This window comes from Oscillospiraceae bacterium (assembly GCA_025757985.1).
Lineage (GTDB): Bacteria > Bacillota > Clostridia > Oscillospirales > Ruminococcaceae > Gemmiger.
The window spans coordinates 1,935,498-1,951,134 of record CP107210.1 but is presented as its reverse complement, the minus strand read 5'-3'; the positions used below and the strand labels follow the sequence as shown (position 1 = coordinate 1,951,134).

Here is a 15,637-nt window from a genome sequence, read left to right as displayed (position 1 = left end):
CACCGCACATAGTATTCTGCAGGACCGGCCTGCAAGTGGGTGCTTTACAGTTCCCGGACCGCCGCCAGCACTTCCTCATGGGCGGCAAGGACGGGTGGCCAGAGGCTTGCATCCTCCAGCGGCTTGGGGCCGCGCACCGCATCGCAGAGGGCGGCGGCGGCCTTGTACAGGCGGTCCATGCCGAGGTTCTGGGCCACGCCCTTGAGGGTGTGGCTGGCACGGAAAGCCAGCTCCCAGTCCTGCGCGTCCAGCGCAGCCCGCAGCTGCTCAAAGCTGGGGTCGCCGGGGTATTTCAGAACAAATTTTTTGATGAGTGCCTCGCTGGGCAGGCGGCTGAGGGTGGCGCTGTAATCGCCGCCGACACGGGCATAAAATTCCTGTAATGTCATGGTAAATCACCTTTCTGACAATGAAATCATTTTTCCTCAGTATATTGGCGGAGCAGGCAGCAGTTTCTTGTCTGCTTGGCATCGTGCAGCAGTGTCTCGGCCTGTACAATGGCCGGCTCGATCGGGCAGGCGCCGTACACGCCGCCGAGAGAGACCGTCAGGCGCAGGTCGGGGTAGTCGGTCAGCCGGATCGACTCGACCGAGGCGCGGATCTCCTCCGCCCGCTGTGCAAAGATATGCGGCGAGATATGGGGGAACAGCAGCAGGAACTCGTCATCACCGTAGCGCACCAGCGCATCGCTGCTGCTGCGCACACAGGCCGAGACCGCACCCACCACGGTGCGGATCGCAATGTCGCCGGCCTGACGGCCGTAGGTCTCGTTGATTGTGCCGAAATGGTCGAGGTCAAGCAGCAGGACGCCGTCCGCCTCCATCTGCTGCAGCAGATGGCTCTCAAAAAAGCTGCGGTTGTAGGCGTGGGTCAGCACATCGCGGGAAAGCTCGCGGTGGTAGTCGCAAAGCTCCTCAACGGGGGCTGCCTGCCCCACTGCGCCCAGATAGAAGGGGGGATCGTTCTCACTCCAGATGCTGCGCAGGGCGATGCGGTGCCAGCGCAGCTCGCCGTCAACGGGCAGCAGCATCGAAAGCTCGGTGTTGGGGTGGGCACTGGTGGTCGCGCGCAGCGCTTTCTGGATGCGGCGGATACCCTCCCGCGTGAAGGCGGATTTGTCGATGTCCTCGGGCAGATGCAGCTCGGCAGGGACCTTCATATGCTCGACCGCCCACGGCGAAAAGTGGACCAGGCCCGTGGTATCGTTGTATTCCATTTGGATGCAGCGGGCGTTTTTGACAAAAAAGTCCGCTTTGGCACGCAGCACCGACAGCACGCGGAGAATGCGGTCCTGCCCGGGCAGCGCGTTCTCCTCCAGCAGCGTCTCCGAGAGGTGCTGCGCCTCGGCAAGGGTGTTGCGGGGGGCATCGGCTGCGGCGGAGGTACTCAGCTCGGCCTGCAGGCGCGGCGCGGCCTCCTGCAGGCACTGCAGCAGCAGCGGGTTGAAGGCACCGCACTCGCCGTTCAGGATCATCTGTATGGCGGTGTCATGGCTGTAGGCCTTTTTGTAGCAGCGCTCACTCGTCAGCGCGTCATAGACATCGGCCATCGCCACGACCTGCGCGGCAATGGGGATCTGCTCCCCCCTCAGCCCGTCCGGGTAGCCGCGCCCGTCATACCGCTCGTGGTGCCAGCGGCAGATGGCGTAGGCCGTCTTGACCAGATCGCTCTCCTGCTGGAAGGGCAGCTTGTCGAGGATCTCCGCACCGATCGTGGTGTGGGTCTTCATCGTGTCAAATTCTTCCTTCGTCAGCTTGCCGGGCTTGTTCAGGATGGATTCGGGAATGTTGATCTTGCCGATGTCGTGCAGTGCGGACGCCGTGCTGATCAGCGATATATCGGCGGAGGTCAGCTTGTAGCGGTCGGTCTGCTGTACCAGCGTGTGCAGCAGGATTTCGGTTGCAGTCTGGATGTGCAGCACATGCAGGCCGCTCTCGCCGTTGCGGAATTCCACGATATGGCTCAGGATGTTGATCATCGTGGAGTTGCTTTTTTCTTTTTCGTAGACCTGCTCGGCCACCAGCTGAACCAGCCGCTTCTGCTTGGCAGAAAGCATCAGGGTGTTGATAACGCGGCGGCGGACCACGGCGGTGTCAAACGGGCGGCTGATATAGTCGCTTGCGCCGAGGTCATAGGCGCGCTCCACAAAGCTGGACGCATTCTCGGCAGAGATCATGATGACGGGAATATCGTCGATCCAGTGACATTTCTTCATCATGGCCAGCACTTCAAAGCCGTCCATCTCGGGCATCATGATGTCAAGCAGCAGCAGGTCGATATTCTCGTCCGACTGCATGACCGACACGGCCTGCAGGCCGTTCTCCGCCTCCAGAATGTCATAACCGTCACCCAGCATCTCTGTCAGTATGGCGCGGTTCATGGCGGAATCGTCCGCAATCAGGATCCTCTGTTTCGCTTCACGCATGCTCTCACCTGTGCCCTTACAAAATTTAACCTGCACGGGGAAGGGGGCGCAGACCCCCATACTGTCTATATTATAGTATATGGCTACCGTTAAAAGCAACAGATTTGTGCAAAATAGTCGAAAATAGTCGAAAAAACCGGGCAGCCCCCACGGCGGGTAGGCTGCCCGGTATAACGCAACACAGCAGCAAGCCCACGGAGGGCTTGCGGGTCAGTTTCTTTTTCTGCCCGGTACGATGGCGGCCGCCATGCTGACAGCGGCTGCCGCCAGAGCGGGGTAAAGCACCAGACAGAATGCCTGATACCAGCTTGGCACAAAATACTGCCAGAAGTGCGGCAGCGTGTCAGCGGCGTTCAGCGTGATGCTGCTCATCGTCAGGGTCACGGTCTTGTTTTCCTCCGGGCTGCAGGGGTCGAGGCGCAGCGCGGCCAGACTGGTGCGGGGCAGCGTGTAGATGTACCGTCCTTCGCCCACACTCCGGGGGAACACCCGGCGGTCGGCAGAGTAATCCTCGCCGACTTTTGTTGTGTAGTACAGGCACAATTCCCGCGCTTCTCCGTCAAACTGCGCGGTGTAGCTGATGGTGCGCACCACGCGGTCACCGACATTTTCCAGAATCATCTGCGGGTCGCCGTCCACGGTGGTCAGCGTGCCGTCCTCGTTTGGGGTCAGCCCCACCAGCTGCCAGTCGGTCGCAGCCATTGTCTCCTCGGTCAGGCGGCCCTGCGCACGGGCCAGACTGTCACTGCCAAGGTGGAACGCCCCCAGCACGACCCAGACGGCCAGCGCCGCCAGATAGGCGGTCAGCGGCAGCGCACCGCGCCGCCCAAACCATTTCTGCAAGGCTTTCATCGGGCGCTCACCTCCATCTGCATCGGGGCAAAGCCCGCATCGGTCACGCGGTAGAGCAGCGTCTCGCCGCTCTGCGCCGCCGCCAGCTTGTCGGTGAACAAATCGGCGTAGCTTTGCACAAAAATATCATCCAGCGTCTGGATATACAGCACCGTGCAGCCGTTGCCGCGCACGATGCCGTCCAGCTCCTCTGCCGTAAAACCGTGGTAGTAGGTGTTTTTTACGCCCTCGCTGGGCTGCAATTCGGGCAGACCCAGCTCGCCGCCGCCGCCGATCATCTTGGTTTCGCCGGTGTAGGGGTCCGTGGTCACGGTGCCGGAATAGTCCACCAAAATCGGGTAGAAATCAAACACGGCGCTGAACCAGCCCTCGCCGTTGTCACCCTGCCCGACATAAAAGACGCGGTCATCGGGGGCAAGATAGCTGCACACCAGCTCGGCCTCGGCACGCTCGGCGCGGCGGTCGGTGAACTCGCTGTCCGCAAAGCCCAGCACGCTCAGCTGCGGCAAAATCAGCTGGCTCTGGCGGAACAGCATTCCGCAGGCCAGCGCCAGCACAAACAGCTCAAACGCGGGCGCAGTCTCGCGGCGGGTCGCAGCAAAAACCGCTGTCGGGCCGTCGGCCCCGCCCTTGACTGTGATCTGCGGCAGCAGCGCCACCGACAGACACCCCAGCGCCAGAATGAACCAGCCGATGTAATAGCTGTAAATGTAGCGGTTGTAGTCGGTCAGCTGCTCGGCCTGAAAGGTCTTGAAGATAAAGCCGTAGCTCAGCGCCAGCATGAGGTTGTAGCCCAAAAAGCAGACGCCGGACAGCGCACCGATGACCGCAATGCGCGCCTTGAGCCGCCGCGATGCTGCCGCCAGAATCGCCACGACAAACACGATGGCAATCAGCGCGACCACATTGCGGCCCTGCCCGATCATGCTCAGCTTGCCGTCACTCGTCCAGAACTGGTGGCCCATGTCGGCCATCGCAGTGCGGAACTGGGCCTCGCGCTCGGCGTAAAAGCCCTCGACCGGCTGGCCCAGCAGGATCTTGATGCCGTTGACAACGACCGCAGACAGCGGGGCGCTCGTCTCGCCGACGCCGGAATCACTGGCGCTGCGGCTGACGAGCCAGCCGACATAGCGGACATTCCACAGATAGTAAATTGCCATCGGTGCGGCAAAACAGGCCAGGCTGAACCCGGTGCGGGGGAGCAGACCGGCCTTGAAATCGCCGTCATCGGCAAACAGCCACTCGTCCACAGCCACCAGCCCCGCCGCCACCAGTGCCAATACAAAGGTATTGGCCTTCAGGTTGGCAGACAGCGCCAGAATCGGCAGCACGGCCCATTTGGGGGCTGAATTTTGGCGCAGCGCCAGCCATGCGGCCACCGCCCCGCCGAACACAAGGCCCGCGGGCACATCGCCGTAGCTGGTCATGTAGGTGGTCGTTAAATAAATGGTGTGGTTGTAGTTCGTGAAGAAGAACGGCACGCACCACAGCACAGCGGCCATCGGCACGGCCACGCGCCACCTGCTGCGCGGGATAGCCCCCACAACAGCGGCAAAAACGGAAAAATACAAAATGTCATAACCGACATAAATTTTCCAATCTGCATAATCGCCGAAAAACTGGAAGAAATACGAGAGCAAGGGCAGGCCGGGGTTCTGGGTCGCAGCCCACGGTGTGCCCAGTTCGGCGGTCGCGTACAGGTCGTTATTGACCTTGGTGATCTTGACAGCGGTGGCCCAAAGGCTCAGCTCGTCAAAATCGGCCGCCATCGGCTGGCGCACAAAAAAGTAGACGGTAAACGCCAGCGCCATGCCCCAGAACAACACACTGCCCGGTGTGAACAGCATCTGCAGCGCATCTGTGTGTTTTTTGCGGGTGAGCAGCACCCAAACGCCGCCCGCCAGACACAGCGCGTACACCGCCCATGCGGCGGGGTACAGCACGCCCGCCATTGCGGCCAGCGTCAGCACCGCCACAATCAGCGACAGCGCCGTCAGCGGTGCGACCGCCGCCGGGACGCGGCATTTCAGCGTAAGCACCGCGCAGCCGCAGAACAACGCCGCCACGGCGAAAAGTACGCAGAGTAGTTCCATAGGGTAGACTCCTTCATATGGGTTGACTGTAGGGGCCGATGCCTGCATCGGCCCGCGGGGCGTCGAGGACGCCGCCCCCTACAAATGTGCAGGAATGTAGGGGCCGCACATGTGCGGCCCGCAGCTTTCCCGCAAAAGCGATTTTGCCTTTTGGCTGCGGGCCGGGCATGCCCGGCCCCTACGGTGTGCTTTATTTTTTCCTTATAAAAAGGGAAATGAAGGCGGCGGCGATACAGGGCCCAAACGCCAGCACCAGCCACCAGCCGGCGGAGGGTACAAACCGCAGATACCACGGCCGCGCGGGGTTCAGCTCGATGCCGGTGAACAGGGTCGGCACGCCGCCCACACTGTCGGGGTCGATGCGCAGCCCCGTCACCCACTTGCCGCCCAAATCAAAGGTGTAGACGCCGGGGGCTGTCACCCGGGCAAAGACCTTCTGCGCCTCGGTGTAGTCGGTCTGGCCGGGTTTCAGGTAATACAGCGCCACGCCGCCCGGGGGCAGCCGGTGCGCCGCGTCCAAAACCACGGTTTCGATATACCCCTGCCCCTGCCAGTAGATGCGGGGATCGCTGTCGGTCGAAAGATACCACGCAGGGTCATCGTCCGGCGGTGTCCACCACTCGTTGGAGGAATAGGGCGCAAAGCTCTCGGTCACAAGGTCCGCAGCGTCCAGATGCGTCTGCGGCATCTTGCCCTGCAGCTGGTAGTTCAGCATCACGCCGCAGCCGACAAGGCAACGCACCACCCAGAACACAGCCGCCAGCAGATAGGCCAGCACCAGCAGCTGCCGTGCCTTGAAAAGCGGTTTTTTCATTTACGCCACCCCGCTTTCTGCCACGGCCGCCAGTGTAAACGGTACGGCGGCGTCCGCGCCCTCAAAATGGTAGAGGGTCGCGGGCATGTCGTTCGTCAGGCCGCCCTCAAACAGGGGGCTGAACTCCCGCTGCAGGTAGTCGTCGGCCCGGTCGATCAGGATATAATCGCAGTCCTTCTCGGCCATGTAGGCCACCAGCGTGTCCGGCACGCAGACGGCCTTGTAGTCGTACAGCGTCCAGTTTTCGCTCTCGACCAGATTCATAAAATCACTGTCCCAGCGGTCCTTTGTCTCGCCCAGACGGCCGTAAAAGCCGCCGAAGCCGTTCACGACCTGTGCGGTCAGCTCATAGCGGTAATAGTACCATCGCGTGGCATCGTCGCCCTGACTGATGACCAGTACCCGGTCAGGCCAGTCCAGCACGGTATTCATCGTGTTTGCGCGGCTTTGTACATCGGCGCGCAGCGTGTACAGGCTGTCGGCCCCGGTCCAGAACCCCGCAGCCGGGATGCCGCGCCAGCAGAACACGGCAAGGATCACCGCCGCAGCGCCGCCCAGCGCAAGGCGGCCCAGCCGCTGCCGCGCGCCGTTTGCCAGCAGGCAGAGCATCGCCAGCATCCACGCCTGATAGTAGGGGGCAAGATAACGGTCGTAATCCTTGAGCATCAGCCCCTCAAGGTCGGAAAAGTTGTAGCAGTAGAGGATCAGGTGAAACAGATACAGCGCCGCAAAGCAGAACGCAAACCCAAGGTGGGCCGCAAGCACCCGGCGGCGGGCCGGGCCTTTTTCCGCAGCCAGCCACGCGGCAGCGGCCACCATCGTGATAGCCGCCACGGCAATGACGCCGCCGCCCAACAGGCAGATGCGCCGGGTGAAGAACGCGCTGCCCATGGCGGTCATGATCTGGGCAAATTTCTCGGTACGGCCGATGCCCAGCAGCTGCTTGACGCCGCCCACGAGGACCGCGCCGTAGCTCAGCCCCTCACTGCCAACGCTGGCAGCGGTGTCTGCCGTGGGGGTGACGGCTGCCGTATAGCGGCCCCAGCTTAAAAACGCCGCCAGCACAACAACGGCCAGCGCACCGGCCTGAAGCAGGGCTTTCGGGAAGGCTTTTTTGATGGGCGCATCCGCCGCAAACAGCAGGTCCAGCCCGATCAAAAAAGCCGCGATCAGCCCGTAGGCAAAGCAGATGTCTTTGGTCAGGGTCAGCACGGCCAGCGGCAGCGCGACCAGCCAATAGGCGTGTTTATGACGACCCACCGCAAAATAAAGGCAGAGCGTGCCGCCGAAAAGCATTGCCAGCGGCAGGTCGGCCATCGCGTTGACATACTGCACGGCGTAGCTGCCCGCAGCCGTGGCCGAAAAGAAGTACGGCAGCAAAAAACCGGCGGCAAACACCAGAATGCCCTCGGCCCATTTCAGGCGCGGCAGCGCGGCGGCAGCGGCCAGGCAGGCCAGCGCCAGTGTGTCGATGGCGGCCAGACACGCCCACTCAGCCCAAAGGCCGAACGGCTGGAACAGGAAGGCGAGCAGGCTCGTGGCAGGGTAGGTAAAGCTGGCCTTCAGGTTGACGGGGTCGGCTACATAAAACGCGCCGCGCTCCACGACCATCTTGGGGGCAAGGCCCCATGCCGTGAACTCGTCCCACTGGGTAAACATCGGCTCTTGCACGCAGAACAGCACCCAGATAAACGCAGCACCGCCCAAAAACAGGGTGAAGCCCGGCGTACACAGGGCGTTTTGCCACGCTTTGAGCACCCCGGCGGGGCGCAGCTGCACAAGGCCCAGCACCCATACGGCGGCCAGTGCCAGCAGCACCAACACCGCCCCGGCCCGCAGGATGCCCGCAATGCCGCAGAGATACAGCACAACGACCGCGCCGCTCAACACCGGCAGCGGCAGCAGGGCGGGGGAAAGACCGGATTTTTCGCCCAATATCGCGCAAGCACCGCAGAGCAGAAGCAAAAGCGCAAGGGCATAGAGAAGATGCAGCATGGGAGCCTCCTTTCCTGTAATGCCTTCCCCCCTTGGGGGAAGGTGGCCGAAGGCCGGATGAGGGGCGAAGTCCCCGTGATAACCCTTACATGGGCTATAGAGGCACCGCTGCCCCTCATCAGTCGCCTTCGGCGACAGCTTCCCCCAAGGGGGAAGCCCTTTTACTTATAAATCGTGTACACCGGCCCCACAAAGTAGTGCTGGAACAAGAGCACCGCCCCTGCAAAGGCGTACCACCCGCACAGGGGCACGGCCAGCGCGGCGGCCTTTTCTGCGGTCAAGCGCGGGGCAAGCGCACGGCGGGCCAGTGCGGCAGCAGCTACCACAACCAGCAGCCAGACCGGCAGGAAATACCGCGTCTGCAGCCCTACGATGCGCACCATGGCCACCGGCGTGTAGGTGATATACATCGCCGTCATCGCGCCCACCGCATAAACCAGCCCGAACACGCCCAGCCAGCCGGTGCGGCGGCGGCCCAGTGCATCCGCAGCGGGTGTGCAGAGCATTGCGGCCAGCAGCAGCACCAGCGGTGCGGTCAGGCTGATAAACGCCACGGGCATATCCTTCCAGCCGAACAGACCCAGCTGGCCGATAAAACCGTCGTTCTCATACAGTGTGCCCAGCAAAACCGCGATGTAACGCAGCGGATTCTTCAAAACAAACAAAAGCTGCGCGCCGCCGTTGACGGCTGCGCCGCCCTGCCGGGCAATCGCGCCGTAGTTGTGGCGCAAAAGCGTGCCGTACTGCTCCACACCGAAGGTCAGCGCCAGCGCACCCGCCGCCGTCAGCACGGCGTACACGGCGCGGCTGAACCGCACTTTCCACTCGGATCTGCGCACCACAAAGGGCAGCACGACCCACAAAAGATTGATGTAGGGCTTGGTGCCGTTGGCAAATACGCAGGCCAGCGCATACCACAGCGCCGTGCGGTCGTCCCACTCGGCGCAGGTCAGCAGCGCCAGCATGAGATAATAGCAGCCCAGCAGCGTTGCGTCATAACTTAACGATGCCCCCATGTAGAGCGACATCGGCAGCAGCATTATACACAAAAAAGCAGGCTTGCACTTGTGCGCAGTGCGCAGCGCCGCATAGCACATCGCCGCGTAGGCCAGCAGGTTCACGAGCCGCCCGCCGTACAGGCAGCCCAGCGCACCAAATCCCAGCAGCCGCGCCAGCGCCATGCCCAGTGCCCCGGGCAAAAACGGCAAAATCAAAAAGCTGATGGGCTCAGTTACGGAATCTGCCGCAGAATCGCGGCTTTCCCAGTTGAGATACTGCGTAAAGCTGTCCCAGATGCTCTCGACCCGGCCGTCCTTGCCGTATTGCTTCAGCGCATAGCCTGCTGTGTTGTAGGCCTGCTCGGCATGGGTGTCGGGGTCGGTGCCGACACCGGCCGAGGTGTGGGCATTGACCCACGCGCCGGGGAAAGCTGCGACCAGCTCGTCCACATCCATCGGATAGCCGCGCGCGGCGTCAAAGTCAAAGCGGCCCATCGAGATCGCGTAGGTGCGCAGGTAATGGTCTGTCTCATCGGGGGTCTGCAGCGGCGGGTTTGCAAAGGCAAACAGTATGCCGCACAGCAAAATGCAGGCGGCGCCCCGTTTGGCAAAGTCCCTGCCCCGGCGCAGCAGCAGCGCCGCCGCACCCGCCAGCACAGCCAACCCTACACAAAAGCCGGTTACGGCCAGCGGTGCAAGGCCCCGGGCGTCCAGCCCGTAAAATACGCGCCAGTAGTAGCTGGCCACGATGCCCAGCGCGGCGCACAGCACCAACACGAAAGCCCACCGGGCGGCGGGATGCTGCACGGTGGGTGAAAGTGACTTTTTCTTGGAAACTTTTGACATAAACTTAGATTCTGGTAGGGGCGGGGCATGCCTCGCCCGGCTGTTTGCCGCATCGCAAAGTGTCCGGTGCGGCAAGGTCAGGGGTCGGGCATGCCCGACCCCTACATTACAGGATATACTGCCCGACCTTGTACTGGTCCAGATTGCCGCGCAGGAACTCGATGGTCGCGGCAAGGCCCTGCTCAAAGGTGTACTGCGGCTTCCAGCCGGTCAGCTCGCGTAGCTTGGTGGAATCGCCCAGCAGGCGGTTGACTTCGCTCTTTTCGGGGCGCAGGCGCTCTGCCTCGCAGACGATCTTGGCGTTGGGGTTGATCTGGGCGATCAGCTCGTTGGCCAGATCGCCGATGGAATGCTCCACGCCGGTGGCAATGTTCAGCTCCTGCCCGATGGCGGCATCGCAGTCGGCAATCGTCATAAAGCCGTTGGCCGTGTCCTTGACATAGTTGAAGTCGCGGGTCGGGGTCAGGCTGCCGAGCTTGATCTCGGTCTGGCCGGCCAGCAGCTGGGTGATGATGGTCGGGATGATGGCGCGCCCGCTCTGGCGCGGGCCGTAGGTGTTGAAGGGCCGCACGATGGTCACGGGCAGGTCAAAGCTGCGGTAGAAGCTCTCGGCCAGACGGTCGGCACCGATCTTGGTGGCAGAGTAGGGGCTTTGCCCCTGGAAGGGATGCTTCTCGTCGATGGGCACATACTGTGCCGTGCCGTAGACCTCGCTGGTGGAGGTGACGAGTACGCGCTGGGTGTCCAGCTCACGCGCGGCGTTCAGCACATTCAGCGTGCCCTTGATGTTGGTGTCCACATAGCTGTCCGGGCTGTGGTAGGAGAAGGGGATCGCAATGAGAGCGGCAAGGTGGAACACCCGCTCCTGCCCGCGCATGGCGGTGCGCACGCCGTTGGGGTCGCGCACATCACCCATGAAAATGTCGATTTCCTTGCGGATCTCCGGCGGCAGGGTGTCGATCCAGCCCAGCGAGCCGAAGGAATTGTACAGGCAGAATGCGCGGACCTTTTCGCCGCGCTTGACGAGTTCTTCGGTCAGATGGCTGCCAATAAAGCCGTCTGCACCGGTGACCATAACGGAATGTGCCATTGTATGCTCCTTTATTCAAGGGGACAGTGCCCCATACTTCATTTTATTACAAAACAGTATAACCGATTTCGGGAAAGATTTCAACTGTAAGTTACGAATAGTGAATGGGCGGTTGCGTGGAAAGCCCCTCAGGCCTCGCAGGCTCGGCCAGCTCCCCGCACAGCGGGGCGCCTTTTCTCGCGGGCTTCGCCCGCGCAAACGGCCTCCCCTCTCAGGGGAGGTGGGCGAGCGTCAGCGATGGCCGGAAGGGCTCTGGCCGTGCCCGGTACAGCGCATCATTCAAAATTTGCGGCAAAAAAATCCCTACAACCCTATTGACATGCGGTAAATTCCGTGTTACGATATAGTCAACCTACAAAGCACATAGGTTTATCACGAAAAAGAGGAGGTGCAAAGCACAATGGCTCATGTCTTCGGCAGTCTGCTGCGTCAGAATTTCCGCTGCGGCCGAATGCCCATCTCCCGGGCGGCAGCAGTCTGGGCGCGGGGCATTGCTTTGCATTGTCTGTAAAATTTCGCGCCGCACTGTATATTCTGCCCGGGAGTTGCGCCAAGCAGCCCCCGGCTTTTCTTTTATACAAAATCAAACAGAATAAAAACAGAAATGAGGATTCTATCATGAGCGAGCGTAAACTGCACTTTGAGACCCTTCAGCTGCATGTCGGCCAGGAGCAGGCCGATCCCGTCACCGATTCCCGCGCGGTGCCGATCTACCAGACCACCTCCTATGTGTTCCCCAATTCCCAGAATGCCGCTGACCGCTTTGCCCTGAGGGCCGAGGGCAACATCTACGGCCGCCTGACCAACTCCACCGAGGATGTTTTTGAAAAGCGCATCGCGGCTCTGGAGGGCGGCGTTGCCGCGCTGGCCGTTGCCTCCGGCGCCGCTGCCATCGACTACACCCTTCAGGCACTGGCCCAGAACGGCGGGCACATTGTGGCGCAAAAAACCATCTACGGCGGCACCTCCAACCTGCTGGCCCACACACTGCCCGCGTTCGGTGTGCAGACGACCTTTGTCAACGCCCATGATCTGGCCGAGGTCGAGGCTGCCATTCAGGACAACACCCGCGCTGTCTATATTGAAACGCTTGGCAACCCCAACGCCGACATCCCCGACATTGACGCCATTGCCGCTATCGCCCACAAGCACAGCATTCCGCTTGTCATCGACAACACCTTCGGCACGCCCTACCTGATCCGCCCGATCGAGCATGGGGCCGACATCGTTGTCCATTCTGCCACCAAGTTCATCGGCGGCCACGGCACCTCTCTGGGCGGCATCATCGTTGACTCCGGCAAGTTCGACTGGAAGGCCAGCGGCAAATTCCCCGCCTTCTCGGAGCCGAACCCCAGCTACCACGGCGTCTGCTTTGCCGAGGCTGCCGGCCCTGCCGCCTTTGTGACCTATGTGCGCGCCGTGATCCTGCGCGATCTGGGCGGCTGCATCAGCCCGTTCAACGCATGGGTGCTGCTGCAGGGTACCGAGACGCTCTCCCTGCGTCTGGACCGCCACAATGAGAACACCAAAAAGGTTGTCGAGTTCCTGACCCACCACCCCAAGGTGGAGAAGGTCAACCACCCCAGCCTGCCCGACCACCCCGACCACGCCCTGTATGAGAAGTACTTCCCCAACGGAGGCGCGTCGATCTTCACCTTCAACATCAAGGGCGGCCAGAAGGAGGCCTTCGAGTTCATCGATCATCTGCAGATCTTCTCTCTGCTGGCCAATGTCGCCGATGTCAAGAGCCTTGTAATCCACCCGGCCACCACGACCCACGGCCAACTCTCCGATGCGGAGCTTGCCGATGTAGGCATCGGCCGCAACACGATCCGCCTGTCCATCGGCACTGAGCATGTCGATGACATCATCGCCGATCTCGATCAGGCGCTGAACGCAGTCGAGTGATGCCGCTGCGCCGCTAAATAATAAGACCCGGCCGCCGCCCGTGGGTTGCAAGCCCCATGGGCGGCGGGCTTTGTTTACGCAGAGAGCCTTCCCCCTAGGGGGAAGGCTTGGGGCTTGCACCGCGTCAATGTTTGTTGTATCATTTATATACAAATTCTCCCGCAAAGGAGCTATCCTCATGCCCCATATTATCGAAATCACAGATTTAAACGCCCCCGAGCTGGCGGTATATACCAAGCTGACCGAATCCCAGCTGCGCAATAAGCTGGAGCCGGAAAAGGGCATCTTCATCGCTGAAAGCCCCAAGGTCATCGGCACGGCGCTGGATGCCGGGTGCGAGCCGCTCTCCTTTTTGATGGAGCGCCGGCAGATCGACGGCCCGGCCGCCGGGGTGCTGGCCCGCTGCCCCGGGGCTGTGGTCTACACCGCAGACCGCAGCGTGCTGCAAGCGCTGACCGGCTACGCGCTGACCCGGGGCGTGCTGTGCGCCATGCGCCGCCCCGCACCGCGCCGGGCGGAGGAGCTGTGCCGCAGCGCCAGCCGGGTGGCCGTGCTGGAGGGCATCGTGGACTCCACGAACATCGGGGCCATCTTCCGCAGCGCCACAGCGCTCGGTGTAGACGCCGTCCTGCTGTCGCCCTCCTGCTGCGACCCGCTGTGCCGCCGTGCGGTGCGGGTCAGCATGGGTACGGTGTTTCAGGTGCCATGGGCCACGCTGGGTGACACCCCCGCCGACTGGCCCGAAAAGGGCATGGACCGCCTGCACGCGATGGGCTTTAAAACGGCCGCTATGGCGCTGGATGACCGCGCCGTCAGCATTGACGACCCGGCGCTGCAGGCGGAGGAAAAGCTGGCCATCGTCCTTGGCACAGAGGGGGACGGTCTGGCACACAGCACGATCGCCCGCTGCGACTACACGGTCATGATCCCGATGCAGCACGGCGTGGATTCGCTGAATGTGGCCGCCGCCGGTGCGGTGGCATTCTGGGAGCTGCGCAAGCGGTAAGCTGCCGAAAAAATGACGGAAATTTTACACCCCGCTGACCAAAAGAGCAGCGGGGTGTGTTGTTTTTAGGCGCGGAGGGTGCTACAATAGAAAAAACGGTGCAAAAAATGTGCGGCATCTGGGGCGCACCGCCCAACGAACGGAGGAGCTTTTTACATGGGATTCCTGAAAAAATTCACGAAGCAGGAAATCAGCTGGATGATGTACGACTGGGCCAACAGCGCCCACTCGGTCATTGTTGTGACGATCCTGCCGATCTTTTTCGACACGGTGGCAGGCTACACCGCCGACAGTGTCTCCAGCATGTCCACATGGGGCTTTGCCACCAGCCTGGCTATGGCCATTGTGGCGCTGAGCGCGCCGTTCCTCGGCGTGTTCGGCGACATACGCGGCATGCGCAAAAAGCTGTTCACGGTGTTTATGCTGCTGGGCGTGGTCTCGGTCGCAGGGCTGGCGTTCACCCCGCTCATGGACTTCACCGCCTCGACCGCCGCAGCGGGCCGGGTGGCGGCGATGGTGCTGGTGCTGTACATCCTCAGCACTATCGGCTTTGACGCATCCTGCATCTACTATGACGCCTTCCTCACCGATGTGACGACCGAGGAGCGTATGGACTCGGTATCAACGCTGGGGTACGGTCTCGGCTATATCGGCGGCTCCACGATCCCGCTGCTGATCTTCCTGATCATGAATGCGGTCGGCGTGCCGATGCTGACCTGCCTTGCCTTTATCTTCGCCCTGACGGCGGTGTGGTGGCTGGTGTTCAGCCTTCCGCTGCTGAAAAACTGCGAGCAGACTACCGGCAAGCCTTATCAAAAGGGTGACCTTGGCGCCAGCGTCAAAAATGTCTTTGTTACTCTCAAGGAGATTGGCGCGGACAAGCCGATGCTCATCTACATCCTCTCCTACTTCTTTTACATTGACGGTGTGCATACCATCATCAGCATGTCCACCAGCTACGGCACCAATCTGGGGCTGGACTCCGCCGGTATGCTGCTGGCGCTGCTGCTGGTGCAGGTGCTGGGCCTGCCGTTCTGCCTGCTGTACATGAAGCTGGCGTCAAAATTCGGCGCCCGTACGATGGTCGGTGTCGGCATTTGCGTCTATATGTTCATCTGCGTGTTTGCCTTTTTCATGAACAGCCTGTGGCAGTTCTGGATGCTGGCCGTGCTTTGCGCCACCAGTCAGGGCGGTATTCAGGCGCTGAGCCGCTCAATGTTCGGCAAGCTCATCCCTGACAAGGCACGCAGCGGTGAGTTCTTCGGCTTCTTTGACATCTTCGGTAAGTTTTCTTCTATCATCGGGCCGGCGCTGGTGGGCACCGTCAGCGCCCTTGCCGCAAACCGGATGCTGGCTGCGCAGGGGCTGACCGCTGCCACCGCCACCGCTGAACAGGTGGACGCCATCAACAAGGGGGCAGGGCCCTACGGCATCCTGTCGGTCATCCTTATCATCATCGTTGGCGCGGTGCTGTACTTTGCCGTGCTGCCCCGCACCATGACAAAGGACGAGCGAAAGATCTGAGGCAGAACAGAATATAACAAGGGGGAGCCGGTGCGGCATAAGGCCGCACCGGCTCCCTGTTTTTTATCCGGCTGTTTTGCTGAAAA

The 15,637-nt window shown here is 61.7% G+C and carries 11 protein-coding genes; 3 read left to right on the top strand and 8 right to left on the bottom strand.

The features are described from left to right. Positions 1-44: 44 nt before the first annotated feature. The 8 genes from OGM67_09560 to OGM67_09525 form a co-directional block, all read right to left on the bottom strand. Positions 45-389, bottom strand: a complete 345-nt coding sequence (locus OGM67_09560; GenBank protein ID UYJ33833.1) for an Hpt domain-containing protein — start codon at positions 387-389, stop codon at positions 45-47. Between the two features lie 26 nt (positions 390-415). Beyond that, the gene (locus OGM67_09555) at positions 416-2,425 is read right to left on the bottom strand and encodes a response regulator (protein ID UYJ33832.1); all 2,010 of its coding nucleotides are present in this window, start codon (positions 2,423-2,425) and stop codon (positions 416-418) included. Positions 2,426-2,635: 210 nt separating this feature from the next. Then, a complete protein-coding gene (locus tag OGM67_09550; protein UYJ33831.1) occupies positions 2,636-3,277 on the bottom strand; it encodes a hypothetical protein in 642 nt (213 codons plus the stop codon). Next, entirely contained in the window at positions 3,274-5,370 is a 2,097-nt protein-coding gene (locus tag OGM67_09545; protein UYJ33830.1) for a hypothetical protein, read from the bottom strand. Before OGM67_09545 ends, OGM67_09550 begins: the two co-directional genes overlap by 4 nt. Positions 5,371-5,560: 190 nt before the next feature. Further along, positions 5,561-6,184 (bottom strand): hypothetical protein, encoded by a 624-nt coding sequence (locus OGM67_09540; protein UYJ33829.1) that lies wholly within the window; start codon positions 6,182-6,184, stop codon positions 5,561-5,563. Beyond that, positions 6,185-8,179: a hypothetical protein gene (locus OGM67_09535; protein UYJ33828.1), complete on the bottom strand. Its 1,995-nt coding sequence runs from the start codon at positions 8,177-8,179 to the stop codon at positions 6,185-6,187. Positions 8,180-8,340: 161 nt separating this feature from the next. Continuing rightward, positions 8,341-10,023: a DUF2142 domain-containing protein gene (locus OGM67_09530; GenBank protein ID UYJ33827.1), complete on the bottom strand. Its 1,683-nt coding sequence runs from the start codon at positions 10,021-10,023 to the stop codon at positions 8,341-8,343. Positions 10,024-10,129: 106 nt separating this feature from the next. Then, positions 10,130-11,113, bottom strand: coding sequence for an NAD-dependent 4,6-dehydratase LegB (locus OGM67_09525; GenBank protein UYJ33826.1), 984 nt, complete (start codon positions 11,111-11,113; stop codon positions 10,130-10,132). A 618-nt stretch (positions 11,114-11,731) separates the two neighbouring features. Here OGM67_09525 and OGM67_09520 point away from each other — a divergent pair. The 3 genes from OGM67_09520 (at position 11,732) to OGM67_09510 (ending at position 15,551) form a co-directional block, all read left to right on the top strand. Then, complete coding sequence (locus OGM67_09520; GenBank protein ID UYJ33825.1) at positions 11,732-13,021, top strand: O-acetylhomoserine aminocarboxypropyltransferase/cysteine synthase; 1,290 nt, start codon at positions 11,732-11,734, stop codon at positions 13,019-13,021. 178 nt (positions 13,022-13,199) lie between these two features. After that, complete coding sequence (locus OGM67_09515) at positions 13,200-14,027, top strand: RNA methyltransferase (GenBank protein UYJ33824.1); 828 nt, start codon at positions 13,200-13,202, stop codon at positions 14,025-14,027. A 156-nt stretch (positions 14,028-14,183) separates the two neighbouring features. Beyond that, positions 14,184-15,551, top strand: a complete 1,368-nt coding sequence (locus OGM67_09510; protein UYJ33823.1) for an MFS transporter — start codon at positions 14,184-14,186, stop codon at positions 15,549-15,551. The last annotated feature ends 86 nt before the right edge of the window (positions 15,552-15,637 follow it).